Origin of the sequence: Streptomyces sp. NPDC001663 (assembly GCF_042893105.1) — a bacterium.
Classification (GTDB): domain Bacteria; phylum Actinomycetota; class Actinomycetes; order Streptomycetales; family Streptomycetaceae; genus Streptomyces.
Window position 1 is genome coordinate 374,741 of the sequence record NZ_JBIAUR010000004.1, and the last position, 24,507, is coordinate 399,247.

The window sequence follows — 24,507 nt, forward strand, 5'->3', positions numbered from 1 at the left end:
TGATGTCCCCCGCGTACCTCCTGGCACGGCGCCGGCCAAGCCCCTTGCGCCGATGACCAGTTGGTTTCACCCCGGGAGGCACCTTTGAGTGTGCGCATCAACGGCACGGCACTCCTCATCGCGGCCCTCGTCGCCACCCTCGGCGCGCTCGCGTTCCCCGTGTGGTCGTACGCCGACCGTTCGGGCACCGGTCAGGCGAACGTGGCGGCGGGGACCGTGAACACCCAGTGGGGTCCGCTGACCGCCGCCGACCGCGATCTGATCGTGCGGGTGCGGCTGGCCGGGCTGTGGGAGCTGCCGGCCGGGCAGCAGGCGATCCAGCGCGCGCCCAGCCAGGCGATCAAGGAGGCCGGCGACCATCTGATCGTCGGCCACACCGACCTCGACAAACGGGTCCGTATCGTCGCGGCGAAGCTCGGCGTCGAGCTGCCGAACCAGCCGAACGAGCAGCAGCAGGGCTGGCTGCAGGAGATGACCGCGGCTTCGGGCGCCGAGTACGAGTACAAGTTCGTCAATCTGCTGCGCGCCGCGCACGGCAAGATCTTCCCGGCCATCGGCACCGTCCGGAACTCCACCCGCAACACGCTCGTACGGCAGCTGGCCTCGGACACCAACCAGACGGTGCTCGACCACATCACGATCCTGGAGAAGACCGGGCGGGTCGACTTCGACGCCATCGCCAACGACTCCGTGTCCGGTACGACCGCCAGCCCGACCGGTCCGTCGGCGCCGGTCCCCGGCCAGGTCGCGCCCTCGGCGCCGGCAGCCGAGGCCACCGGTGACATCGGTACGACCTCCCGGCCGTCGCCGGGCGCACCCGGCACGGTCAACACCAGCCGGCCGGATCCGGTGGACTCCGAAGGCGTGCTGCAGTGAACCGCGCGAGCCGGACGGAACCTCAAATGTTGCTCTGAAGGTTCCGGGGACGGGATTCGGGCCCCTGCGGTGGGGCCATACCCCCGTCACGTTCTTCGAGGAGACGGCAGGGAGGGGACGGACCATGGAGCGACTGGGAACGGGCATCGGGTGGCGGCCGGAGATCGCCGACGCCGTGGAGCGCATGCCGGGCATCGACTGGGTCGAGGCCGTGGCCGAGAACGTGTGCCCCGGGCACCTCCCCGAGTCGCTGCTGCGGCTGCGCGAACGCGGGGTGACCGTGATCCCGCACGGTGTCTCGCTCGGCCTCGGCGGCGCGGACCGGCCCGACGCCGGGCGCCTGGCCGCGCTGGCCGAGCGGGTGGAGGCGCTGGGCGCTCCGCTGGTCACCGAGCACATCGCGTTCGTACGGGCAGGGGGACCGCTGACGGCGTCCCCGCTCCTCGAGGCCGGGCACCTGCTGCCCGTGCCGCGCACCCGGGACGCGCTCGACGTGCTGTGCGAGAACATCCGCATAGCGCAGGACGCCCTGCCGGTGCCGCTCGCCGTCGAGAACATCGCCGCGCTGATCTCCTGGCCGGGTGAGGAGATGACCGAGGGGCAGTTCCTGTACGAACTCGCCGACCGGACCGGCGTACGGCTGCTGATCGACGTGGCCAACCTGCACACCAACCACGTCAACCGTGGCGAGGACCCGGCCAAGGCGCTCGCCGAGCTGCCGCTGGAGGCCATCGCGTACGTCCATGTCGCGGGCGGCTTCGAACGCGACGGCGTCTGGCACGACAGCCACGCCCACCCGGTGCCACAGCCGGTCCTCGACATCCTGACCGACCTCGCGTCCCGGGTCGCACCGCCCGGGGTCCTGCTGGAGCGGGACGAGAACTTCCCCGAACCGGCGGTACTGGAAGGGGAGTTGGAGGCGATCCGGGGGGCCGTGCAGATGGGGCGGGCTGCCCGGGCGGAGGCAGTGGCGCAGGAGACGGCGGACATGGGCACCGCCACACCGTCCGCAACGCCCGCTTCCGCCCCGACGTCCGCCGCCACCCCCGCTCCTTCCACCGATGCCGCCCGTCAGCGGCTCGGCCTCGCACAGGCCGCGCTGTTGTCCGCGCTCGTCGCCGGGACGCCCGTGCCGGAGGGGTTCGACCGGGTGCGGCTCGGCGTGCAGGCGCGGGCGCTCGCCGGGAAGCGGGCCGATGTCGTGGGCAAGGTCGCGCCCGAGCTGCCGGAGATCCTCGGCGAGGCGTACCGGCCCGCCTTCCTCGCGTACGCCCACGGGCACCCGATGACCGGCGGCTACCGCCGCGACGCCCTGGACTTCGCCGAGCATCTGCTGCTCGGCGGGCGGCCGGCGGAGGGCCGGGCCCGGCAGGAGCTGCGGGAGTGGTGGCTGGAGCGGTCGGGTCCTGTGCCGCGGTCGCAGCGGCCGGGGATGGGGATAGCGCGGGCCGCGCGGAGGGTGCTGCTGCACCGCTGAGTGTGCGCGGGACAACAGCCCGCCGGACTGGGCCCTCCTGAACCCCGCAGTAATATTCGGTGCCGTACAGGAGGCACCATGCGACCGCGACCACCCGTCACCGGCCGAGGCATAGTCAGCGGCACCGGGGTCATCATCATCGGCCTGACGGCCACCCTGCTGGCGTTGATCTTCCCGATCTGGTCGTACGCCGACCGGTCCGGGACCGGGACCGACGCCGATGTGCTGAACGCCCAGACCGTGTCGACGCAGTACGGCCCGCTGTCTGCCCTCGACCGCGACTTCATCACGAAGGTCCGGCTGGCGGGGCTGTGGGAGCTGCCCGCCGGCCAGCAGGCCGAGCAGAAGGGCACCACCGAGGCCGTACGGACGGCGGGGCGGCACCTCGTCGAGGGGCACACCTTCCTGGACCAGCGGGTACGGGACGTCGCGGCCAAGCTCGGGCTCGAACTGCCGGGCGAGCCCAACGCCCAGCAGAAGGACTGGCTGGCGACCCTGAACGCGGCCCAGGGCACGGACTACGACCGCAAGTTCGCCAACATCCTGCGGCTGGCGCACGGCAGGGTGTTCTCGGTCGTCGCCCAGGTCCGTGCGAGCACCCGCAACTCGCTGGTGCGGGCGCTCGCCGACGACGCGAACACGACCGTCCTTGACCACATCAAGGTCCTGGAGGCCACCGGGTACGTCGACTGGGACGCCCTGGCCCGGGACCTCGCCTCCACGAGCACTCCGCCGCTCAGCAACTCCTCTGCCCCGCCCGGCCCGACGACCGACCCCGGCCAGGTCGTCCCGGTCACGCCCTCGGTGGCCGGGACCTACACGCTCCCGCCGGCCGCCTCCAGCCCGCCGCCGCAGTAGCGAGGGTCCGCTTCAGGACAAACGGAACGTCACATGCAGGCAACGCTCCGTCCGGATTGTGAACAGGCCATGGCGTTTCACTGGGCCTTTGGCATAGAAACGCGGCATGTTCTGGGTACTTCTCCTGCTGCTGGCCTGGGCCGTCGCCGGCACAGCGTGTACGCGGCTGTGCCTGGCCGCCGTACGCGCGGCGGCCGTCGACGAGGACTCCCGGGATCACGACCTGACGCTCTACGAAGCCGCGTTCCTGTCCGGCGGGCCCAGGCGGGTCGCCGATCTGACCATGGTCTCCATGGCCCGGCAGCGGCGGCTGCTGCTCGCCCACACCGGGTGGGCCACGGTGGTCGATCCGCGCGGGCGGGACGACATGGAGCGGTCCGTCATAGGGGCCATCGGGCCCGAGGGGCAGAACCGTATCGAACCGGTGCGGGCGGCGGCGGCCTCCGCGGACGCGGTCGCCGGTCTCGCCGACCGGCTGGTCAGCGCGGGGCTCGCCGTGCCCGCCGGCGCCCGGACCACGGTCGCGGCCGGGGTGCGCCAGGTGCAGCTGGCCGCGGTCGCCGTCCTCGCCCTGGGCGCGATCGCGCTGCTGGTGCCGGCCCAGCCGGACATGCCCCGCGGCCTGGTCGCCCTGTGGTTCGCGCTGCCGCTGGCCCTGACCCTGAGCTGTCTGGCCGTCGCGCGGATCGAGGTCCATCCGTACTCGCGCTGGGCCTCCCCCGCCGGACAGCGGCTGCTCGGCACCCTCGCCAGGCGCGCCGGGAACGGCGACGACCGTACCTACCTCACGACCGTCGCCGTACGAGGCATCCGCGCAGTCGGCGAACCCGACGTGCGCGCCGCCTTCGCGCACCGGGAGCACACCTGAGGCCTGCCGATCGCCGAGGCACATCCTGGCGCGAACCGCAACCCGGGGGCGCATAGGAGGCATTGGCGCCGACACCGCCGGGGCGGTGCTTGCCTTCGACGATCATCGAACGAAACATCCCTTTTGTCGCCGCCGTGCACCGAAGGGATACGTCATGCGAGCTGCCGTCCTCTACTCGGCCGCCGGATCCTTGCTCCTGGCCACCCTCACCGCCGCTCCGGCCGGCTCCGCACCCGGCGCCCCCGGCGCGGCCGAGTCGAGAGGTACGGCGGCGGCCGCCGCACGTGCGCGTGCCGCCGGCATCGACTTCGGGAAGTGCACCGACATGCAGGACATGCCGGGGACCATGGAGTGCGGCACGGTGTCGGTTCCGCTCGACTACGCGCACCCCGGCGGCAAGCAGATCAAACTGGCCGTCAGCCGGGTGCGGGCCACGCACAAGGATCCGGGCAACAGCAAGCACCGGGTGCCCCGGCAGGGCTCCCTGGTCTACAACCCGGGCGGCCCGGGCGGCGACGGTCTGTACTTCCCGCTCGTCGGCCTGCAGCCGAAGTGGAAGCGCCTCGCGGCGGCCTACGACCTGATCGGCTACTCCCCGCGCGGCGTCGGCCGGTCCGCGCCGCTGTCCTGCGAGGATCCCAAGCGCTTCGTCAAGGCGCCCTCGGAGGCGCCGTCGTTCCCCTCGGAGTCGTACAAGAAGGAGCGCATCGCGGAGGCGCAGGCCTACGCGCGCGGGTGCGCCAAGCGGACGGGCAGCGCGCTGCGGTTCTACAACTCCCTCAACAACGCCCGCGACCTGGACGTCCTGCGGGCGGCGCTGCGCGAGAACCGGCTGACGTTCATGGGGGCGTCGTACGGCACCTACTTCGGAGCGCTGTACGCGACGCTGTTCCCCTCGCATGTGCGGCGGATGGTCTTCGACTCGGTGGTGAACCCGTCCCCGGAGCAGATCTGGTACCGCAACAACCTCGACCAGTCGGCCGCGTTCGAGAGCCGCTGGGCGGACTTCCGGGAGTGGGTGGCCCGGCACGACGACGTCTACGGGCTGGGAAAGACGGCCACCGTGGTCGAGCACAACTACAAGAAGGTGAGCGCGCAGCTCGCGGCCGAACCGGCGGGCGGCAAGGTGGGGCCGGCGGAGCTGCAGAGCGCGTTCCTGCAGGCCGGGTACTACGACGACTACTGGCCCCTGCGCGCGCAGGCGTTGTCGGCGTTCGTGAAGGGCGACCCGAAGCCGCTGATCGAGCAGGCCGGGCCGACCACGGAGGCCGCGGCCGAGGCGGAGAACTCCAACGCGGTGTACACGGCCGTCGAGTGCAACGACGCGCCCTGGCCGACGGACTTCAGGGTCTGGGACCGGGACAACACACGGCTCGCGCGCATTGCGCCCTTCGAGACCTGGGACAACGTGTGGATGAACCTGCCGTGCGCCTACTGGCCGGCGCCCCGGCAGCAGCCCCTCGATGTGCGGACCGGGCCGGGTGAGCTGACGCCGACGCTGATCCTTGCCGCCGAGAGGGATGCGGCGACGCCGTACGACGGGGCGCTGGCGCTGCACCGGCGGCTGTCCGGCTCGGTCCTGGTGACGGAGCGGGACGCCGGCACGCACGGCATCGGAGGTGGCCCGAACCTCTGCATCAACGGCTTCCTGGACGCGTATCTGCTGGAGGGCCGTCTGCCGGAGCAGCGCGCGGCCTGCGCCCCGCACGCGGAGCCGGAGCCGAAGACGGCGGACGACCGTTCCCAGCCGGCGCCCCTGAAGGAGTCGCCGAAGGGGAAGGCCCGAGGCTGAGAGCGAGTGTCCGGACCCGGCCGGGGTCCGGACACGGCCGGGGTCCGGACACGGCCTTGGCTACGCCAGGCCCGCGACGAGCTCCGCGATGTCCTTGCGGCGCCCGGTGTAGAACGGGACCTCCTCGCGGACGTGCATCCGGGCCTCGGAGGCACGCAGGTGGCGCATGAGGTCGACGATGCGGTACAGCTCGTCGGCCTCGAAGGCCAGGAGCCACTCGTAGTCGCCCAGCGAGAACGACGCGACCGTGTTGGCACGCACGTCCGGGTAGCCGCGGGCCATCTTGCCGTGGTCGGCGAGCATGCGGCGGCGGTCCTCGTCGGGCAGCAGGTACCAGTCGTAGCTGCGCACGAAGGGGTAGACGCTGACGTAGTTGCGCGGCGTCTCGTCGGCGAGGAAGGCCGGGATGTGCGAGCGGTTGAACTCGGCGGGGCGGTGCAGCGCCATGTTCGACCAGACCGGCTTCAGAGCACGGCCCAGCTTGGTGCGGCGGAAGAGGTTGTACGCCTCCTGCAGCTGGTCGCTGGTCTCCGCGTGCCACCAGATCATGAGGTCGGCGTCGGCGCGCAGACCGGACACGTCGTACGTGCCGCGGATCGTCACGTCCTTGGCGGCGAGCTGGTCGAACAGCTCCTGGACCTCGTCGGCGTAGCCCGCACGGTCCTCGGGCAGCACGTCCTTCAGCTTGAAGACGGACCACAGGGTGTAGCGGATGACCTCGTTGAGGTCCTTGGCCAGCTTGCCCTTGTTCGCGATCCGGTCAGGGGCAGTGGTGGGGGCGTCGTCACTCATGCGGCTATTCTCCCGCTCCGCCGTGCAGACTCTGCACCGGGTTGGCGGTGAGCTCGTCCACACCGCTCAGGTCTCCCCCGATCTGGTCCACGGCCGCGTACGCGCTCGCGATACAGGCCGGGATGCCCACGCCGTCGTACTGCGCACCGCACACGGCGAGGCCCGGCAGCTTGGCGACGTGCTCGCGGATGCGGGCCACGCGCGCGTGGTGGCCGACGGGGTACTGGGGCAGGCCGTCGGTCCAGCGGGTGACACGGGTTTCGAGCGGGGTTGCGTCCAGTCCGGTGGCCTCGCGCAGGTCGTGACGGGATACATCCACCAGGCCGGCGTCGTCCCGCTGGAGGATCTCGGTCTCGCCGTACCGGCCGACGGAGGTGCGCAGGACGACCGTGTCCGGGTTCTCCTCGGCGATCCAGCCCCACTTCTGCGAGGCGAACGTCGACGCCTTGATGGTGCGCCCGTCGACCGGCGGCACCAGGAATCCGCTGCCCTCGGGGAGTGCGGTGTCGGAACGGCGGTAGGCGAGTGTGACCAGGGCCATGGACGCATACTCGACGGCGGCGAGCTCGGTGGCGGCCTCCGGTGCCTCGGGGCGCAGGAGGCCGGCGGCCGCGGGGGCGGGGACGGCCACGACGACGGCGTCCGCCTGCAGCACGCGGTCACCGGCGACGACACGCCAGCCGCCGGGTGCCTCGCGGCGCAGCTCCGTCACCGGCGTCCCGGTAAGGATCTCGCCGCCGCGCGCGCGGACCGAGTCCGCCACCGCGAGCGGCAGGCTGCCGACGCCGCCCCGGATGCCCATGAAGACCGGGCCGGTCTGCTGGGCCGCGGCCATCCTGGCCTGGATCTCCCGGACCCCTTCGGTGAGCGAGTCGTGGGTCTTCGCGACCTGGTAGAGCTGCGGGACCGCCGAGCGCATCGAGATGCGGTACGCGTCGCCCGCGTAGACGCCGCCGAGGAGCGGCTCCACCAGGCGGTCGACGACCTCGCGGCCGAGCCGCGCCGCCACGTACTCCCCGACCGCCACGTCGTCGCCGACCTCCGTGCGGGGCAGGTCGGCGTCGCGCTCGATGCGGGCCAGGCCCTCGTCGGAGAGGACCCCGGTCAGGGCGGACGCGGTGCCGGGGACGCCCATGACATGACCCTTGGGCATGGGGCGCAGGGCGCCGCGGGTCCAGATCGAGGCCGTCGCGGTGGCCGGCGGCTGCAGGCGCTCGTCGAGGCCCACCTCGCGCGCGAGGGCGACCGCTTCGGGCCTGCGGGCCAGCATCGACTCGGCGCCGAAGTCCACGCGCGCGTCGGCGATCCCACCGGGCAGCAGCTTGCCGCCGACCCGGTCCGACGCCTCCAGCACGGTCACCCGCGCACCGCGCTGCAACAGCCGGTGGGCCGCGGCCAGCCCGGCGATCCCGGCTCCGATGACGACGACCTGCCCCGTACCCGTACGAGTCTCCACTTCGCGCATGTCGTCAAGCCTCTCAGACCCCACTGACAGTCAGCCCGCGCCTCGGTGTCCTTCACGAGTCCTGACCGTGACCGCATCGGGACCGCCCGGGCCCAACGTCCCGGCCCGTCCCGGCGTCGAAGGAGCGTCAGTCGTCACGACCCTCGGGGGTACCGCCACATGCGCGCACTTCATTCCGTACGACCGGTTCAGGCCCTGGCCGCGCTCCTGCTGGCCTCGGCCCTCGCGCTGGCCGGCTGCAGCGGCGCCAACGACTCCTCCTCCAGCGACGCCGGCGGGGGCGCGGCCGACAAGGCCGCCGCACCGGGCGCCCAGCAGGAGGGCGCGTCGGGCCGCGGCAAGGCGAACGGCAGCAGGAAGGCACCCAAGCTCACCGCGAACCACATCATCCGCACCGCCTCGCTGACCGTACAGGTCAAGGACGTGCCCAAGGCCCTGGACGAGGCCCGCACGACCACCGAGAACGCGGGCGGCTACGTCGGCGACGAGACCACCAGCCGGGACGAGAAGGGCCACGAGCGCACCCGCGTGGTCCTGCGTGTGCCCGTCGACAAGTACGACGAGGTCCTCGCCGACCTCCAGGGCACCGGCAAGCTCCTCGACCGCACCGCGAAGGCCGAGGACGTCACCGACCAGGTCGTCGACGTGGACAGCCGGATCAAGTCGCAGCGGGCGAGCGTGGCCCGGGTGCGCGAGCTGATGGACCAGGCCACCAAACTGAGCGATGTGGTGGAGCTGGAGGGCGAGTTGAGCAGCCGGGAGGCCGATCTGGAGGCGCTGCTCGCCCAGCAGGCGTCCCTCAAGGACCGCACGAGCCTTGCCACGATCACCCTGTCCCTGTCGGAGACTCCGGTGAAGAAGGCCGCCGAGGACGACGACCCGGGGTTCGTGGACGCGCTGGCCGGCGGCTGGGACGCGTTCGTGACGATGCTGCGCTGGCTCGCGGTGGCGTTCGGCGCGGTGCTGCCGTTCGCGGCGGTGGCGGCCCTGGTCGTGTTGGCGTGGCTGCGGCTCGTCCGGCCCCGGCTGCCGCGCCGCCCGGCCCCCGCACCGGCGACGAGCGCGCTGGGCCCGCTGCCCACGGCCCGTCCGGCGCCGCAGGCGCCGAGCCCGCGGGAGAACGACGAGGACTGAACCGCAAGATCCGTCAGCGGTCCTGAAATGCCCTGCCCCCGTAGCCTGTTCACATGGACATGAGCGCTGCGCGGGAACGACTGGTGGTGATCGGCGGCGACGCCGCGGGGATGTCCGCGGCGTCGCAGGCACGGCGGCTGAAGGGCCCCGACGAGCTGGAGATCGTGGCCTTCGAGCGCGGCCACTTCACCTCGTTCTCGGCGTGCGGCATCCCGTACTGGGTCGGGGGCGACGTCGAGGAACGGGACGAGTTGATCGCCCGTACGCCCGAGGAGCACCGCGGGCGGGACATCGACCTGCGCATGCGGACGGAGGTCGTCGAGATCGACGTGGCGGGCGGTCGGGTACGCGCGCGTGACGTCGATTCCGGCGCCGAGTCCTGGACGTCGTACGACAAACTCGTGATCGCGACCGGTGCCCGCCCGATCCGCCCGGACATGCCCGGCGCGGACGCGCCCGGAGTCCACGGCGTGCAGACCCTCGACGACGGCCAGGCGCTCATCGACTCGCTCACGCGCACGCGTGGCCGTCGCGCGGTGGTCGTCGGGGCGGGCTACATCGGCGTGGAGATGGCCGAGGCGCTCATCAACCGCGGCTACGAGGTGACGGTCGTCAACCGCGGCAGCGAGCCGATGTCCACGCTCGATGCGGACATGGGCCGGCTGGTGCACGAGGCCATGGAGGGCATGGGCATCACCATGGTCAACGACGCCGAGGTCACCAAGCTGCACACCGGCGACGACGGTCGGGTGCGGGCCGTGGCGACGGAGGACGCCGAGTACCCGGCGGACGTGGTGGTCCTGGGCATCGGCGTACGCCCGGAGACGGCGCTCGCGAAGGCGGCGGGTCTGCCCCTGGGCACCCACGGCGGCCTGCTCACCGACCTCGCCATGCGGGTGCGCGGGCACGAGAACATCTGGGCCGGCGGCGACTGCGTGGAGGTCCTCGACCTGGTCTCCGGCCAGGAGCGCCACATCGCCCTCGGCACCCATGCGAACAAACACGGCCAGGTCATCGGCACCAACGTCGGCGGCGGTTACGCCACGTTCCCCGGTGTCGTCGGCACAGCGGTGTCCAAGGTCTGCGACCTGGAGATCGCCCGCACGGGCCTGCGCGAGAAGGACGCGCGCAGGGTCGGCCTCCAGTTCGAAACGGTCACCATCGAGTCGACGAGCCGCGCGGGCTACTACCCGAACGCCTCCCTCATGACGGTGAAGATGCTCGCCGAGCGCCGGACGGGCCGCCTGCTGGGAGTACAGATCGTCGGCAGGGAGGGCGCGGGCAAGCGCGTCGACATCGCAGCGGTGGCTCTGACGGCCGGGATGACGGTGGAACAGATGACGGCCCTGGACCTGGGCTACGCACCCCCGTTCAGCCCGGTCTGGGACCCAGTGCTGGTCGCCGCCCGCAAGGCGTCAAAGGCAGTGCAGCAGCTGCCCTGAAGGGGCGCGGGGAACCCGCACCCCTTCGGCGAAACCGCTACGCCGAGCCGTTGATCCGCTCGATGGCCTGCCGCGCCTGCTCCGTCGGAGGCCGCGGCGGCAACGACGACACGGACGCCGTGGACGTCACCGCCGCCGGCTGCTCCCCCGCCGGCTTCGCATGCGCGGCGCTCCGCACGGACCGCAGCCGCTGGCTCACCGCCTCGTCCAGTGTCACCGGCCGCTGCATCTGTGCAGCCAGCCGTCCGGCCTCCTGGCCGAGCCGGGCGACGTCCTCCCACGGCAGCTTCACCACCAGGGAGATCTCCGCCTCGCCGTCGGGCGTCGCGTGCATCGCAGGAGTAACTCGGTCGTTCATCGCCTGTTCCTCACGTCGTCCCCGCGACCCGCCTTCCCCGTGCCGCGGGCGGTTGAGGAGTCATACGCACGCGCGCGTGCAGGTGTTCACCGATTCGCCCGGCGCATCGGGGGCACTAATTCCTTGTGGTCATCCCCGTCCATGACGTGAACCCGGTGCGCCGCACCCCCTGGGTGACGTACGCACTGATCGCCGCGAACTTCTACGTCTTCCTGTCCACGCCCGGCATCGCCGGTTCCGTGACGGGTGAGAGCAGCCTGTCCCAGCTGTGCCACCTGCAGGCGTTCCTGGACCACTATGCCGCGGTGCCAAGGGAGTTGATCCACCATCAGATGCCGCGGGTGGTGCCGACCGGCGACGTGGGCCCGCACGGCGCGGGCTGTGTGGTGGCCCCGCCGGGCTACGACAAGTCCCCGGCCGTCAGCGTCTTCACGGCGATGTTCCTGCACGGCGGCTGGCTGCATCTGCTGGGCAACATGCTGTTCCTGCTGATCTTCGGCAACAACGTCGAGGACCGCATGGGCCACATCAGGTTCGTGCTGTTCTACGTGGTCTGCGGCTACGCGGCGTCGTACGGCTTCGCGCTCCTGAACGACGACTCGGGCGAGCCGCTGATCGGCGCGTCCGGCGCCATCGCGGGCGTCCTGGGCGCTTATCTGGTGCTGTATCCGAAGGCCAGGGTGTGGGTCCTCGTGCCGTTCCTGATCTTCCTGCCGCTGAGACTGCCGGCCTGGCTGGTGCTGGGCTTCTGGTTCGTACTGCAGGCGTTCTACTCGTCCGGCGAGGGCGTCTCGAAGGCGGGCACGGTGGCGTACGCGGCGCATGTCGTCGGCTTCCTCGCCGGCATGCTGCTCGCCTGGCCGCTCAAACCGGGCACCCCACCGCCACCGGAACCGCGCGGCCTGCTGTTCGGCAGGAAGGCGCGGCCCCGGCACACCTGGTGAGTCAGCGGGCCGTCTGCGTGTGGACGTACTCCACGAGGCGGGTCAGCGCGTCGGGGTCGGTGGACGGCATGACGCCGTGGCCGAGGTTGAAGACATGGCCCTCGAGGTCTGCGGCCGAGTCGAGGACCTCGCGGGTCTTGGCCTCGACGGCCTCCTTGGAGGCGAACAGGACGGCCGGGTCGAGGTTGCCCTGGAGCGCCTTGCCGGGGCCGACCCGGCGGGCCGCCTCGTCGAGGGGGACGCGCCAGTCGACGCCGACGACGTCCGCGCCGGCCTCGCCGATGAGCTTCAGCAGCTCGCCGGTGCCGACGCCGAAGTGGATGCGCGGGACGCCGTACCCGGCGACGGCCTCGAAGACCTTGGCGGAGGCCGGCATCACCGAGCGGCGGTAGTCGACCGGGGCGAGGGCGCCGGCCCAGGAGTCGAAGAGCTGGACCGCCGAGGCGCCCGCCTCGATCTGCACCTTCAGGAATGCGGTCGTGATCTCCGCGAGACGGTCGAGCAGGTCGGCCCAGAGCTCGGGGTCGCCGTACATCATCGCCTTGGCGTTCTCGTACGTGCGCGACGGGCCGCCCTCGACGAGGTAGCTCGCAAGGGTGAAAGGCGCACCGGCGAAACCGATGAGCGGGGTCGGGCCGAGCTCGCGGGTGAGCAGGCCGATCGCCTCGGTGACGTAGGAGACGTCCTCGGGGGTGAGGTCGCGCAGCTGGGCCAGGTCGGCGCGGGTGCGGATCGGCTTCTCGACGACCGGGCCGACGCCGGGCTTGATGTCGAGGTCGATGCCGATGGCCTTGAGCGGGACGACGATGTCGCTGTAATAGATCGCCGCGTCCACGTTGTGCCGGCGCACCGGCTGGAGCGTGATCTCGGCCACCAGCTCGGGCCGCGTGCAGGACTCGAGCATGGGGATGCCCTCGCGCGCCTTGAGGTACTCGGGCAGCGAGCGGCCGGCCTGCCGCATGAACCACACGGGCGTGTGCGGCACGGGCTCGCGCCTGCACGCCTTCAGGAAGGCTGATTCGTACGTGGCTGCCGGCTGCGTCTGGGCCTGGCCCGCGGGGCTCTCGTTCGCACTCACGACGGCAAGTCTCGCACGGCGCCACGGGGACGGGAGCAGGGGTTGGCGGGGCACGATCCGGACAGGCGGCCCCCGCACGGGTGTCCCTCCCTGCACGGAGCCCCCGTTCCCCTTAATCTTCCCCGCATGGCTGCGGCTCAGGGACGACTGTCGGACGGCGCTGACGGAATGGACGACTCCAAGGAGGGGGACCGGAATGGGAGCAGTACTCCCCCGGCGCCCTTCCGGGCTGCCGTCGACGCGCTGAGGGCCGCGCGGCTGCGGCCACAGATCGAGGTCGAGGCGACGCGCCCACCGCAGCGGCTCGCCCCGTTCGCGTACGCGCTGGAGGCCACCGTCGTCGACGGCGACCAGGACCTGGCCGACGGCCGTCTGGTGCTGCTGCACGACCCGGACGGGCACGACGCCTGGCGGGGCGCCTTCCGGTTGGTGACGCTGGTGCGTGCGGAGCTGGAGCCGGAGATGGCCGCCGACCCGCTGCTGCCCGACGTCTGCTGGTCCTGGCTGACCGGCGCGCTCCAGGCGCGCGGACTGTCGTACGGCGAACCGAGCGGCACCGTCACGCGCGCCAGCTCCCACTACTTCGGCGGTCTGTCGGACCGCCCGGCCGCCTCGCAGATCGAGATCCGCGCCTCCTGGACGCCCCGCGAGGGCCTGGGCGGCGTTCCCGACACGGCGGCCCATCTGGCCTCCTGGTGCGATCTGCTGGCCCAGGTCGCGGGCCTGCCGCCGGCCGGCCCGGGCGACGCGTCGGTGGTGACGCTGCCGCAGCGACGGGACCCGCAGTCCCGCTGACCGTCACACCGTCTGCACGGCCACCTCCCTGACCGTCACTTTGTCGATACGGCCACTTTCAATCACGAATCGCATCTCGAACGAACCGATTCGTTCACCGAACGATCGATCGCATGTCCGAATTGACTGATTGTTACTCACTAAATCGTGATCTTTCTCTAAAGGACTTCGGGTTTGGTGCCGAAGACGACTGTGACCTTGAAAGCCGTCCCGCACCCCAGGAGGCCTGGTGTCCGTTCTCCTCGAGCAGCCCGCAAGCCTGGTCGCCTACCGCCCGAACAAGCCGACCGCAATGGTGGTCGTGGCCGACCCGCGCGTCCGCTCCACCGTCACCCGCCACCTGTGGGCGCTCGGTGTGCGCGATGTCATCGAGGCCTCGTCCATCGCGGAGGCTCGTCCCCGCATCGGCAACCCCCGCGACATCTGTGTCGCCGACGTCCACCTGCCCGACGGCTCGGGCCTGACCATCCTCTCGGAGACCCGCGCCGCGGGGTGGCCCAACGGTCTCGCCCTGTCCGCCGCCGACGACATCGGCGCGGTGCGCAACGCCCTCGCGGGAGGCGTGAAGGGCTACGTCGTCACCGGCACCCGTACGAACGTCGGGCTCCCCACCCGGCCGGGCGCCGCCCCCATCGGGTCCGCCGCCGCCCGTATGCACCGCCGCCCCCCGGGTGCCCCGAGTCACCCGGGTGGCTACCGCGAGCTCTCCGGCCGCGAGGTCGAGGTGCTGCGACTGGTCGCGGAGGGGCAGTCGAACAAGGCGATCGGCGTCTCGATGGGCCTGTCCGCGCTGACCGTCAAGAGCCACCTCGCCCGCATCGCCCGCAAGCTCGGCACGGGTGACCGTGCCGGCATGGTCGCGGTGGCCCTGCGGACCGGCATCATCCACTGAGTCCGGTCGCCGCCTCTTGCCCCGGTCGTTCAAATCCCCACTATTCACGGACGTGAACCGAATCGGCCTCCGGTCCTCCCGCCCGTACCCCACCTGTCGTGAACCGGATGTTTCACCGACCTGACTGGTTTACGACCCTCAAGCGCCCGTCGACGGAACGTTACGTCGGCGGGCGCTGTCCATACACAGATACCCTTGACAGGTGACCGACGCCCAAGAGACCGCAGCAGACAGCCCACTGCGAACCACCGGAGGCGCCCCTCCGGAAGCCGGCGGATCTTCTGTTACGGGGGCGCCCGACCCAGAGCCCAGCGCGGAACCCGGCCCTGAACCCATCCCTTTGCTCGAGCCGCGCGAAGGCATTCCGCCCGTGATCGTCGACGCGGACGCGCTCGCCGAGGTGATCGCCGCGTTCGCCGCCGGCTCCGGGCCCGTCGCCGTCGATGCCGAACGTGCGTCGGGGTACCGATATGGCCAACGTGCATATTTGGTCCAGCTGCGCCGCGAGGGCGCGGGGACCGCGCTGATCGACCCCGTGGCCTGCCCCGATCTGTCCGGGCTCGGCGAGGCGCTGTCCGGCGTGGAGTGGGTGCTGCACGCGGCCACTCAGGATCTGCCCTGTCTGCGCGAGATAGGCATGGTGCCGACGCGGCTGTTCGACACCGAGCTCGCGGGTCGGCTCGCCGGATTCCCCCGGGTCGGTCTCGGCGCCATGGTCGAGAGCGTCCTGGGCTTCGTACTGGAAAAGGGGCACTCCGCGGTCGACTGGTCGACCCGGCCGCTGCCCGAGCCCTGGCTGCGGTACGCGGCGCTGGACGTCGAGCTCCTCGTCGACCTGCGGGACGCGCTGGAGAAGGAGCTGGACCGGCAGGGGAAGCTGGAGTGGGCGCGGCAGGAGTTCGACGCGATCGCCTCGGCTCCGCCGCCCGAGCCCCGCAAGGATCCCTGGCGGCGGACGTCCGGGATGCACAAGGTGCGGCGGCGGCGGCAGCTCGCCGTGGTGCGGGAGCTGTGGCAGACGCGGGACCGGATCGCCCAGCGGCGGGATGTGTCGCCGGGCAAGGTGCTCGGGGACGCCGCCATCGTGGAGGCGGCGCTCGCCCTTCCGGCCAATGTGCATGCGCTGGCCGCGCTGAACGGGTTCGGGCATCGGATGGGGCGGCGGCAGCTCGAGCAGTGGCAGGCCGCGGTGGATCGTGCGAAGGCTCTGACCGAGGCGCAGTTGCCGGCGCCCGGGCAGCCGGTTACGGGGCCTCCGCCCCCGCGCTCCTGGGCCGACAAGGATCCCGCGGCTGCGGCTCGCCTCTCGGCGGCCCGGGCGGCGGTGTCTGCATTGGCCGAGCGGCTCAACATGCCTCAGGAGAATCTGATTACGCCGGACACGGTACGGCGGGTTTGCTGGGAGCCGCCGAAGGAAGTGGGTGCGGAGTCCGTTGGGGCCGCGCTGGCAGGGTACGGTGCCCGGCCCTGGCAGGTTGAGCAGGTGACGCCGGTTTTGGTGGCGGCGCTTTCCGCCTAGCCCCGCACCCCTCAGGAACACCTCACCTGGTCGCACCTCGGGTGAAACCGTTGTAGATGTACCGCTGCAGGCTCAGGAAGACGATCAGGGTCGGCAGGATGACGAGGATCGCTCCTGCCGAGATCGTTTCCCAGTGGGCGCCGAAAGGGCCCTTGAAGCGGAACAGGGACGTCGAGATCACGCCAAGATCCTGGGACGGCATGTAGAGGAAGGGTATGTAGAAGTCGTTGTAGACGGTGATCCCCTTCACGATGACCACCGTGGCGATCGCCGGTTTCAGGAGCGGGAAGATGATCTTTCGGTAGATCGTGAAGGCGTTGGCGCCGTCGATGCGGGCCGCCTCGTCGAGGGACGTCGGGATGGATCGTACGAACTGCAGGAAGATGTAGATCGAGACGATGTCCGTGCCCATGTAGAGCGCGATCGGCGCCCAGAGGGTGTTGAACATTCCGAAGCTGTTGACTATCTGGAAGGTCGCGACCTGGGTGGTGACGCCGGGGACCAGGGCCGCCAGCAGGAAGAGCGCCACCACCAGCTTTTTGAACCGGAACGTGAAGCGGTCTATGGCGTACGCCGTCATCGAGCCGATCAGGACCGTGCCGCCGATGGCGAAGACCAGGATGAAGGCCGTGTTGCCGAAGGCCGAGAGCATGCGGCCGTCCTGGAACGCCGTCACGTAGTTGTGGAGGTTCAGCAGGTCGTCGGGGGGTGTCAGGGCTCCGCTGTCGTTCGCCATCTCCTTGTCCGACTTGAGGGAGGTGAGGAGGACTACGCCCAGCGGGAGCAGGACCACCACGGCTGCGGTGATCAGCGACAGGTACATGAGCGTGCGGGCCACCGCTCTGCGTGTCATACGAGGTCCACCTTGTCGTCGGGGACGAGGCGGCGCTGCAGCCAGGTCACCGCCAGGATGATCAGCAGGAGCACTACCGCGGCCGCCGAGGCGAGGCCCGTCTTGTTGAACTGGAAGGCCAGCTTCACCGTCTGGATCACGAAGGTCTCGGTACCGGTCGCGCCGCCGGTCATGATGTACGGGATCTCGAAGGCAGACAGGGAGCCGTGGGTCATCCCTCGCTGACCGGCTCCCTGACCTCGGTGTGGACCGATGACGCGACCGCCACGACGGAGGCCGTGCGGTATCTGGCGGCGCTGGGGCATCGGCGGATCGCGCGGGTGGGGGGTGCGGCGGCGCTCGGGCACACGGCGATGCGGACGGCCGCCTTCGACGAGGCGGCACAGGCGCTGGAGCTGGCAGGGGCCTGGCAGGTCACCACGGACTACTCCGGCGAGGCGGGTGCGCGCGCCACTCGGTCGCTCCTTGCGGCCTCGGCGGCCGACCGGCCGACGGCGATCGTCTACGACAACGACATCATGGCGGTCGCGGGGCTCTCGGTGGCCGCGGAGATGGGGCTGAACGTGCCGGGCGACGTCTCGCTGCTGGCGTGGGACGACTCCCAGCTCTGCCGGCTCACCCACCCGACCCTCTCCGCCATGAGCCATGACGTGCACGGATTCGGTGCGGACGTGGCCAGGACGTTGTTCGGGGTGATCACAGAAGAGGGGCCGGGATCACATCCCGTACCCACCCCGGTACTGACTCCCAGGGGATCGACGGCCCCTCCTCGGATGTGACCTTCGCCGCTCCCCCCTCCAGGACTGTGCAGCTACGTTACCCGTAAGTAGCATGGGACCTGAGCGCGCGCTCAGCGCTTGCGTGCCGCAGCAGTGCCATCCCGCATCTGGAGGAGAGCCATCGTGCCTCGTACCGTCAGGGACGTCGTCTTCGTCGACGGCGTCCGTACCCCGTTCGGCAAGGCGGGCCCGAAGGGCATCTACCACGAGACCCGCGCCGACGACCTCGTCGTGAAGGCGATCCGGGAGCTGCTGCGCCGCAACCCGGGTCTCGACCCGAAGCAGATTGACGAGGTCGCCATCGCCGCGACCACGCAGATCGGTGACCAGGGCCTGACCATCGGCCGTACCGCAGGCATCCTCGCCGGTCTGCCGCAGTCGGTGCCCGGCTACTCGATCGACCGCATGTGTGCCGGTGCGCTGACCGCCGTCACCACCGTCGCCGGTTCCATCGCCTTCGGTGCCTACGACGCCGTCATCGCCGGTGGTGTCGAGCACATGGGCCGCCACCCGATGGGCGAGGGCGTGGACCCGAACCCGCGGTTCGTGAGCGAGAAGCTGGTCGACGAGTCCGCCCTGTTCATGGGCATGACCGCGGAGAACCTGCACGACCGCTACCCGCACATCACCAAGCAGCGCGCCGACGAGTACGCCGTGCGCTCGCAGGAGAAGGCCGCCAAGGCGTACGCCAACGGCAAGATCCAGGCCGACCTGGTGCCGATCTCCGTGCGTCGCACGAACCCGGAGGCCGGTGAGACGGGCTGGGGCCTGGTCACCGCCGACGAGCCGATGCGCCCGGGTACGACCCTGGAGAACCTCTCCGGTCTGAAGACGCCGTTCCGCGTGCACGGCCGGGTCACCGCCGGTAACGCGGCCGGTCTGAACGACGGTGCGACCGCCTCGATCATCGCCTCCGAGGACTTCGCCCGCGAGAACAACCTGCCGGTCAAGATGCGTCTCGTCTCGTACGCCTTCGTGGGCGTCGAGCCGGAGGTCATGGGCTACGGCCCGATCCCGGCCACCGAGAAGGCCCTCGCCAAGGCCGGTCTGTCGATCGAGGACATCAACCTCTTCGAGATCAACGAGGCCTTCGCCGTCCAGGTCCTGGCCTTCCTCGACCACTACGGCATCGCCGACGACGACGAGCGCGTCAACCAGTACGGTGGCGCGATCGCCTTCGGTCACCCGCTGGCCTCCTCCGGCGTCCGTCTGATGACGCAGCTGGCCCGCCAGTTCGAGGAGCAGCCGAACGTCCGCTACGGCCTGACCACCATGTGTGTCGGCTTCGGCATGGGCGCGACGGTCATCTGGGAGAACCCGCACTTCGACGGAGGCAACAAGTGAGCACCACCGAACTCCTGAAGGGCGCGGCCGAGCTGTTCCCCGACGAGGTCGTGACGTCCGCGCACGTACGCCACCTCGACCTGCCGTTCGGCGCCGGGCGCTTCGCGCTGATCACGCTGGACAACGGCTTCGACCACACCAAGCCGACCACCTTCGGCCCGGCCTCGCTGGCGAACCTGAACACCGCCATCGACCAGGTCGAGAAGGAGGCCACGGCCGGCGAGATCGTCGGTGTCGGCATCACCGGCAAGCCGTTCATCTTCGCCGTCGGCGCCGACCTCAAGGGCGTCGAGCTGCTGAAGGAGCACAAGGACGCGCTCGCCATCGGCAAGGGCGGCCACGAGGTCTTCAAGCGGCTGTCCGGCATCGCGGTGCCGACCTTCGCGTACTACAACGGTGCCGCGATGGGCGGTGGCGTCGAGGTCGGTCTGCACTGCAAGTACCGGACCGTGTCGAAGGCGCTGCCCGCCTTCTCGCTGCCCGAGGTCTTCCTCGGTCTCGTCCCCGGCTGGGGCGGCTGCACGATCCTGCCGAACCTGATCGGTGCCGACAAGGCCGTCTCGGTGATCATCGAGAACAGCCTCAACCAGAACAAGCAGCTCAAGGGTCAGCAGGTCTTCGACCTCGGTATCGCGGACGCGATCTTCGAGGGCGCCGACTTCCTGGAGCAGTCGCTGATCTGGACCGCCCAGGTGCTGAAGGGCGACGTCGAGGTCGAGCGTCCGGTGATCGACCGCGGTGAGGCCTGGGACCAGGCCGTCGCCAAGGGCCGTTTCATCGCGGACTCCAAGGTGCACGGGGCCGCTCCGGCCGCCTACCGCGCCCTCGACATCATCGCCGCCGCCAAGAACGGCGACCTGCAGCAGGGCTACGACGCCGAGGACAAGGCGCTCGCCGACCTGATCATGGGTGGCGAACTGCGCTCCGGCATCTACGCGTTCAACCTGGTGCAGAAGCGCGGCAAGCGTCCCGCCGGTGCGCCGGACAAGAACCTGGCCCGCCCGGTCACCAAGGTCGGCGTCGTGGGCGCGGGCCTCATGGCCTCGCAGCTCGCCCTGCTGTTCCTGCGCCGCCTCGAGGTGCCGGTCGTGCTGACCGACATCGACCAGGAGCGCGTCGACAAGGGTGTGGGCTACGTCCACGCCGAGATCGAGAAGCTGCTCGGCAAGGGCCGTATCAACCAGGACAAGGCCAACCGCCTCAAGGCCCTGGTCACCGGTGTGCTGGACAAGGCCGAGGGCTTCTCCGACGCCGACTTCATCATCGAGGCCGTCTTCGAGGAGATCGGCGTCAAGCAGCAGGTGTTCGCGGAGGTCGAGGCGGTCGCCCCGGCACACGCGATCCTCGCCACCAACACCTCCTCGCTGTCCGTCTCCGAGATGGCGTCGAAGCTGAAGAACCCCGAGCGGGTCGTGGGCTTCCACTTCTTCAACCCGGTCGCGATCCTCCCGCTCCTCGAGATCGTCCGCGGCGAGCAGACCGACGACGCCTCGCTGGCCACGGCCTTCGCCGTCGCCAAGAAGCTGAAGAAGACCGCGGTCCTCACCAAGGACGCCCCGGCGTTCGTCGTGAACCGCATCCTCACCCGCTTCATGGGCGAGATCCAGAACGTCATCGACGAGGGCACCCCGGTCGAGGTCGCCGAGAAGGCCGTCGAGCCGCTCGGTCTGCCGATGTCCCCGCTGGTGCTCCTGGAGCTGGTCGGTCCCGCGATCGGCCTGCACGTCTCGGAGACCCTCAACCGGGCCTTCCCGGACCGCTTCACGGTCTCCCCGAACCTCGCGGCCGTCGTCAAGGCGGGCAAGCGCGGCTTCTACGTCTACGACTCCGGCAAGCCGGAGCTGGACCCCGAGGTCGCCGCGCTGCTGAAGCAGGGCGATGTCGTCCTGACCGAGGAGCAGGTCCGCGAGCGCGTCCTCGACGCCGTCGCCCAGGAGATCGGGCTCATGCTCGACGAGGGCGTCGTCGCCGAGGCCCAGGACATCGACCTCTGCCTGATCACGGGCGCCGGCTGGCCCTTCCACCTGGGCGGCATCACGCCGTACCTGGACCGCGAGGGTGTCTCCGAGCGCGTGAACGGCAAGAAGTTCCTGGCTCCGGGTCTCGCGAGCGTCCCGGCGTAACGGCATTGCTCTGAAGGGGGCGGGCCGCTCGGTATCGATCCGGGCGACCCGCCCCTTTTGCTGTGCGTTTACAGTTAGGATCTCCACACAGCCAGATCAAATTCTTCACATTCACTTGACGTTCCCGATCGGAGCCGGATCGGGAACGTATCGATTTCCTGCGGAGGAATTCCGTGGCGTCCACCCGCCGCCGCCAACAGCCCCGACGTCGGGTGTGGCCAAAGATCAAATTGTTGCTCCTTGTTGCGGTTGTGGCCGCGGGCGCCACCGCGTTGTATCCGATCTGGCGCAAGGCACACCCGGATCCGCCGGAGCTGACTGTGCGGTACCGGACGGACACCCCCGCGACGGCGACGGCGGCCGAGCCGTCACTGGAGGTCTTCAACGACTCCAAGAAGCCGCTGCCGCTCAGCGATGTGGCCCTGCGGTACTACTTCACCGCGGACGGCGGCTCGTACGCCTTCAACTGCGTCCAGGCCGCCTTCGACTGCTCCGACGTCGCCGGGACCGTCGTGGAGCTGGACAAGCCCACCGACACCGCCGACCACTACCTGGAGCTCAGGTTCACGGACGCGGCGGGCACCCTGAAGCCGGGCGCCAACAGCAAGGGCGTCGACGTGCAGTTGTACCGCGTCGACCACAAGAAACTGGACCAGTCGAACGACCGCTCCTTCGACGCCGAGAAGACCACGTACAAGGAGTCGAAGACGATCACCGCGTACAAGCGCGGTGTGCTCGTCTGGGGTGAGGAGCCGGACGGCAAGAAGCCGGACAGCGACTCCAAGAACGCGTCGAAGGCCGCCGCCGACCCGGCGCCGGATCTGCCCTCCGACGTCCTGTTCGACAACTTCCACTACACCGGTGCCAAGGACCCCGCACTCTTCAAACACGGCTGGCTGGTCCGCACCAGCGACGGCGGCCCCGGCATCGAGGACACCTGGTCCGCGGACGGCGTCACCTTCCCCTCCGAGAAGGACGCCCTGGGCGACGGGCAGGTGCTCAACCTGCGTGCCAGCACGGACGGTACGAAGGCGGGCACCAAGCAGGCCAGCGTCGGCACCTCCGGCCGGGAGTTCAAGTCCGGGACCTACGCCGCCCGGATCCACTTCAGCGACGATCCGACGACGGGCAAGAACGGCGACCACGTCAACCAGACCTTCTACACCATCGGCGGCAAGGGCACGACGTACAGCGAACTCGACAACGAGTACATGCCGAACGGCGGTTGGGGGCGGCTCGGCCCCAAGCTGGACAACGTGACCTGGCACACCGTCGACGACCGTGTGTACAACACGACCGTCAAGAGCCTGGCGGGCTGGCACACCGTCGTGATGACCGTCAAGGACGGCGTCGTGACCTACCGCGTCGACGGCAAGAAGATCTACACCACCAGCGGCAAGTACGCCCCGCGCGCGGGCATGTCCGTGAACTTCAACACCTGGTTCATCGACCTGCCGTTCAAGGGCGGCGAACGCTCCTGGGACATGAAGGTCGACTGGCTCTACTACAACGCCAAGGACGCACTGTCCCTCGAGGACGTGGACTCGGCGGTCAAGAACTACAGCGAGAACGGAATGAACTACTTCAACACCACATCCTGACGACCTTGGGGGGCGCAGATGAGCCAGGAAAGGTCCCTGAACAAACGGGGGTTGAGCCGTAGGTCCGCACTACGGCTCGCGGGAACCGGGGGGCTGGTGACCACAGGCGGTGCCCTGCTCGGCACCGCGCCCGCCACACCGGCGGCCGCCGCCGGCATCGGAAACCTGGGCACGCCACCGACGTACGCGCCCACCGGTCTGCGACCCAGACGCCGGCGCGCGACCTGGTCCCAGCAGTTCCAGACCGGGCACGGCTGGAGTGCCGCGGGCACCGGCACCTCCTCCGCCGACGTGAACGACACGTCGGTCTTCGTGCACGGCACCCAGTCGGTGCGCGTGACCACCACGGGCGCAGGCAAGCAGTCGTACGTCAGGAAACTCGGCGGATCCGCGCTGAGCCTGACCGGCAAGGCGATCCGGCTGGTCTTCCGGATCGACGACACCACGAACCTCTCGAAGCTGTCCTTCTACCTCGGCACCGGCTCGCTGGCCAACTACTTCCTCTGGCAGTTCCACACCCACTCCACGACGGCGACGAACTACGTCCAGTCCGGCGAGTGGGTCACGGTGCATCTGCAGTGGGCCGACGTCGCGAGCGCGGCCGGGACGTACTCGATCTCGTCCGGCGGTGTTCCGTCCACGACGACCGGGTTCACCGACATGTCCTTCGCGGTGTACGACAACGCGGGCGGCCCGGTGACGTACCACCTGCAGTCCGTCGAGCTCATCCCCGACACCGCGTCCGTCTTCCCCAAGGGCGTCGTCTCCATCACCTTCGACGACTCCCACACGTCGGTGTACGGCCTGGCCCGGCCCGTGCTGGACTCGTACGGCTTCCCCGGCACGGTGTACAACATCGCCGACGCGATCGGCACCAGCGGCTATCTGACGCTTGATCAGATGCATTCCCTGCAGGACTTCTCGGGCTGGGAGATGGCGGGGCACTCGTACGCGACGAGCGCGCACACCGCGAGCTACAGCAAGCTCACCGCCGGGCAGGTGGACGACGACCTGCGCACCCTGCGGGAGTGGCTGGTCGGGAACGGCTTCACCAGCGAGCACTTCGCCTATCCGCACGGCGCGTTCGAGAAGACGACGGACGGTGTGCCGGTGGACCAGATCGCGAGCCGGCACTTCACCACCGCCCGGTCGATCATCTCGGAGACGATCGAGTCCTTCGCCCCGGCGATGCCCTATCGCCTCAAGGCGCTCACCGGCGTCAGCGACGGCTCCGGCGTGGGCGGTACGGCGCTGGCGAGCCTCACCGCGGCGGGCGGTCGGCTCGACCGGTGCGCGAACGACGGGGACTGGCTGATCCTCTGTCTGCACCGGGTGGTGGACGGGGCTCCCGCTGCCAGCACGGAAATCGGCAAGGCAGGGCTCGGCACGCTGTTGAAGGCGATCGCCGACCGGGGGATTCCGGTGGTGACGGTCGCGGAGGCGATGGCGTACTACACATAGGCGATACGACGGACGGGGGCGGCTCCTCGCTTCGAAGGAGCCGCCCCCGTCCGTGC

20 protein-coding genes and 2 pseudogenes are annotated in these 24,507 nt (G+C 70.3%); 16 read left to right on the top strand and 6 right to left on the bottom strand.

From position 1 onward, the window contains the following. Nucleotides 1-84: 84 nt before the first annotated feature. From ACFY1L_RS15590 to ACFY1L_RS15610, 5 genes are all read left to right on the top strand, one after another. Nucleotides 85-876: a DUF4142 domain-containing protein gene (locus tag ACFY1L_RS15590; protein ID WP_388823532.1), complete on the top strand. Its 792-nt coding sequence runs from the start codon at nt 85-87 to the stop codon at nt 874-876. Nucleotides 877-1,000: 124 nt separating this feature from the next. After that, nucleotides 1,001-2,353 (top strand): DUF692 domain-containing protein, encoded by a 1,353-nt coding sequence (locus ACFY1L_RS15595; RefSeq protein WP_388823534.1) that lies wholly within the window; start codon nt 1,001-1,003, stop codon nt 2,351-2,353. A 78-nt stretch (nt 2,354-2,431) separates the two neighbouring features. Further along, nucleotides 2,432-3,211, top strand: a complete 780-nt coding sequence (locus tag ACFY1L_RS15600; protein ID WP_388823536.1) for a DUF4142 domain-containing protein — start codon at nt 2,432-2,434, stop codon at nt 3,209-3,211. A gap of 106 nt (nt 3,212-3,317) precedes the next feature. Next, nucleotides 3,318-4,079: a TIGR04222 domain-containing membrane protein gene (locus tag ACFY1L_RS15605; RefSeq protein ID WP_388823538.1), complete on the top strand. Its 762-nt coding sequence runs from the start codon at nt 3,318-3,320 to the stop codon at nt 4,077-4,079. Between the two features lie 154 nt (nt 4,080-4,233). Then, on the top strand, nt 4,234-5,871 hold the full coding sequence (locus ACFY1L_RS15610) for an alpha/beta hydrolase (RefSeq protein ID WP_388823540.1): 1,638 nt from the start codon (nt 4,234-4,236) through the stop codon (nt 5,869-5,871). A gap of 60 nt (nt 5,872-5,931) precedes the next feature. Here the strand turns inward: ACFY1L_RS15610 and hemQ are convergent, their stop codons facing one another. Then, nucleotides 5,932-6,663, bottom strand: coding sequence for a hydrogen peroxide-dependent heme synthase (hemQ, locus tag ACFY1L_RS15615; protein ID WP_388823542.1), 732 nt, complete (start codon nt 6,661-6,663; stop codon nt 5,932-5,934). Between the two features lie 4 nt (nt 6,664-6,667). Then, nucleotides 6,668-8,128: a protoporphyrinogen oxidase gene (hemG, locus tag ACFY1L_RS15620; RefSeq protein ID WP_388823544.1), complete on the bottom strand. Its 1,461-nt coding sequence runs from the start codon at nt 8,126-8,128 to the stop codon at nt 6,668-6,670. Between the two features lie 159 nt (nt 8,129-8,287). On the opposite strand from hemG, the gene ACFY1L_RS15625 reads away from it, so the two are divergent. Further along, complete coding sequence (locus ACFY1L_RS15625; protein ID WP_388823546.1) at nt 8,288-9,262, top strand: DUF4349 domain-containing protein; 975 nt, start codon at nt 8,288-8,290, stop codon at nt 9,260-9,262. Between the two features lie 53 nt (nt 9,263-9,315). Next, a complete protein-coding gene (locus ACFY1L_RS15630) occupies nt 9,316-10,704 on the top strand; it encodes an FAD-dependent oxidoreductase (protein ID WP_388823548.1) in 1,389 nt (462 codons plus the stop codon). Between the two features lie 37 nt (nt 10,705-10,741). Here the strand turns inward: ACFY1L_RS15630 and ACFY1L_RS15635 are convergent, their stop codons facing one another. Beyond that, entirely contained in the window at nt 10,742-11,062 is a 321-nt protein-coding gene (locus ACFY1L_RS15635; protein ID WP_388823550.1) for a hypothetical protein, read from the bottom strand. A 125-nt stretch (nt 11,063-11,187) separates the two neighbouring features. On the opposite strand from ACFY1L_RS15635, the gene ACFY1L_RS15640 reads away from it, so the two are divergent. Beyond that, entirely contained in the window at nt 11,188-12,006 is an 819-nt protein-coding gene (locus ACFY1L_RS15640) for a rhomboid family intramembrane serine protease (RefSeq protein WP_388823552.1), read from the top strand. A gap of 1 nt (nt 12,007) precedes the next feature. Here the strand turns inward: ACFY1L_RS15640 and hemE are convergent, their stop codons facing one another. Beyond that, nucleotides 12,008-13,084, bottom strand: a complete 1,077-nt coding sequence (hemE, locus tag ACFY1L_RS15645) for a uroporphyrinogen decarboxylase (protein ID WP_388823554.1) — start codon at nt 13,082-13,084, stop codon at nt 12,008-12,010. 126 nt (nt 13,085-13,210) lie between these two features. Between hemE and ACFY1L_RS15650 the strand changes: the two genes are divergently transcribed. From ACFY1L_RS15650 to ACFY1L_RS15660, 3 genes are all read left to right on the top strand, one after another. After that, nucleotides 13,211-13,879, top strand: coding sequence for a DUF3000 domain-containing protein (locus ACFY1L_RS15650; protein ID WP_388823556.1), 669 nt, complete (start codon nt 13,211-13,213; stop codon nt 13,877-13,879). A gap of 229 nt (nt 13,880-14,108) precedes the next feature. Continuing rightward, nucleotides 14,109-14,771: a response regulator transcription factor gene (locus tag ACFY1L_RS15655; RefSeq protein ID WP_030939825.1), complete on the top strand. Its 663-nt coding sequence runs from the start codon at nt 14,109-14,111 to the stop codon at nt 14,769-14,771. Between the two features lie 202 nt (nt 14,772-14,973). Continuing rightward, a complete protein-coding gene (locus ACFY1L_RS15660) occupies nt 14,974-16,290 on the top strand; it encodes an HRDC domain-containing protein (RefSeq protein WP_388823559.1) in 1,317 nt (438 codons plus the stop codon). Nucleotides 16,291-16,312: 22 nt separating this feature from the next. Here ACFY1L_RS15660 and ACFY1L_RS15665 read toward each other — a convergent pair whose 3' ends face one another. Both ACFY1L_RS15665 and ACFY1L_RS15670 read right to left on the bottom strand, forming a co-directional pair. Next, complete coding sequence (locus ACFY1L_RS15665) at nt 16,313-17,143, bottom strand: carbohydrate ABC transporter permease (RefSeq protein WP_388823561.1); 831 nt, start codon at nt 17,141-17,143, stop codon at nt 16,313-16,315. Beyond that, nucleotides 17,140-17,349 (bottom strand): annotated as a pseudogene (locus tag ACFY1L_RS15670) (sugar ABC transporter permease); the annotation flags it as partial. The pseudogene ACFY1L_RS15670 and the gene ACFY1L_RS15665, both read right to left, overlap by 4 nt. Between ACFY1L_RS15670 and ACFY1L_RS15675 the strand changes: the two are divergent. The 5 genes and pseudogenes from ACFY1L_RS15675 to ACFY1L_RS15695 form a co-directional block, all read left to right on the top strand. Then, nucleotides 17,347-17,922 (top strand): annotated as a pseudogene (locus tag ACFY1L_RS15675) (LacI family DNA-binding transcriptional regulator); the annotation flags it as partial. The pseudogenes ACFY1L_RS15670 and ACFY1L_RS15675 overlap by 3 nt on opposite strands. A gap of 123 nt (nt 17,923-18,045) precedes the next feature. Next, entirely contained in the window at nt 18,046-19,266 is a 1,221-nt protein-coding gene (locus ACFY1L_RS15680; protein ID WP_388823563.1) for a thiolase family protein, read from the top strand. Continuing rightward, nucleotides 19,263-21,389 (top strand): 3-hydroxyacyl-CoA dehydrogenase NAD-binding domain-containing protein, encoded by a 2,127-nt coding sequence (locus ACFY1L_RS15685; protein WP_388823565.1) that lies wholly within the window; start codon nt 19,263-19,265, stop codon nt 21,387-21,389. Before ACFY1L_RS15680 ends, ACFY1L_RS15685 begins: the two co-directional genes overlap by 4 nt. Before the next feature lie 233 nt (nt 21,390-21,622). Beyond that, nucleotides 21,623-22,990 (top strand): cellulose binding domain-containing protein, encoded by a 1,368-nt coding sequence (locus ACFY1L_RS15690; RefSeq protein WP_388823567.1) that lies wholly within the window; start codon nt 21,623-21,625, stop codon nt 22,988-22,990. A gap of 96 nt (nt 22,991-23,086) precedes the next feature. After that, nucleotides 23,087-24,451 (top strand): polysaccharide deacetylase family protein, encoded by a 1,365-nt coding sequence (locus ACFY1L_RS15695; RefSeq protein ID WP_388823569.1) that lies wholly within the window; start codon nt 23,087-23,089, stop codon nt 24,449-24,451. Nucleotides 24,452-24,507 lie beyond the last annotated feature (56 nt).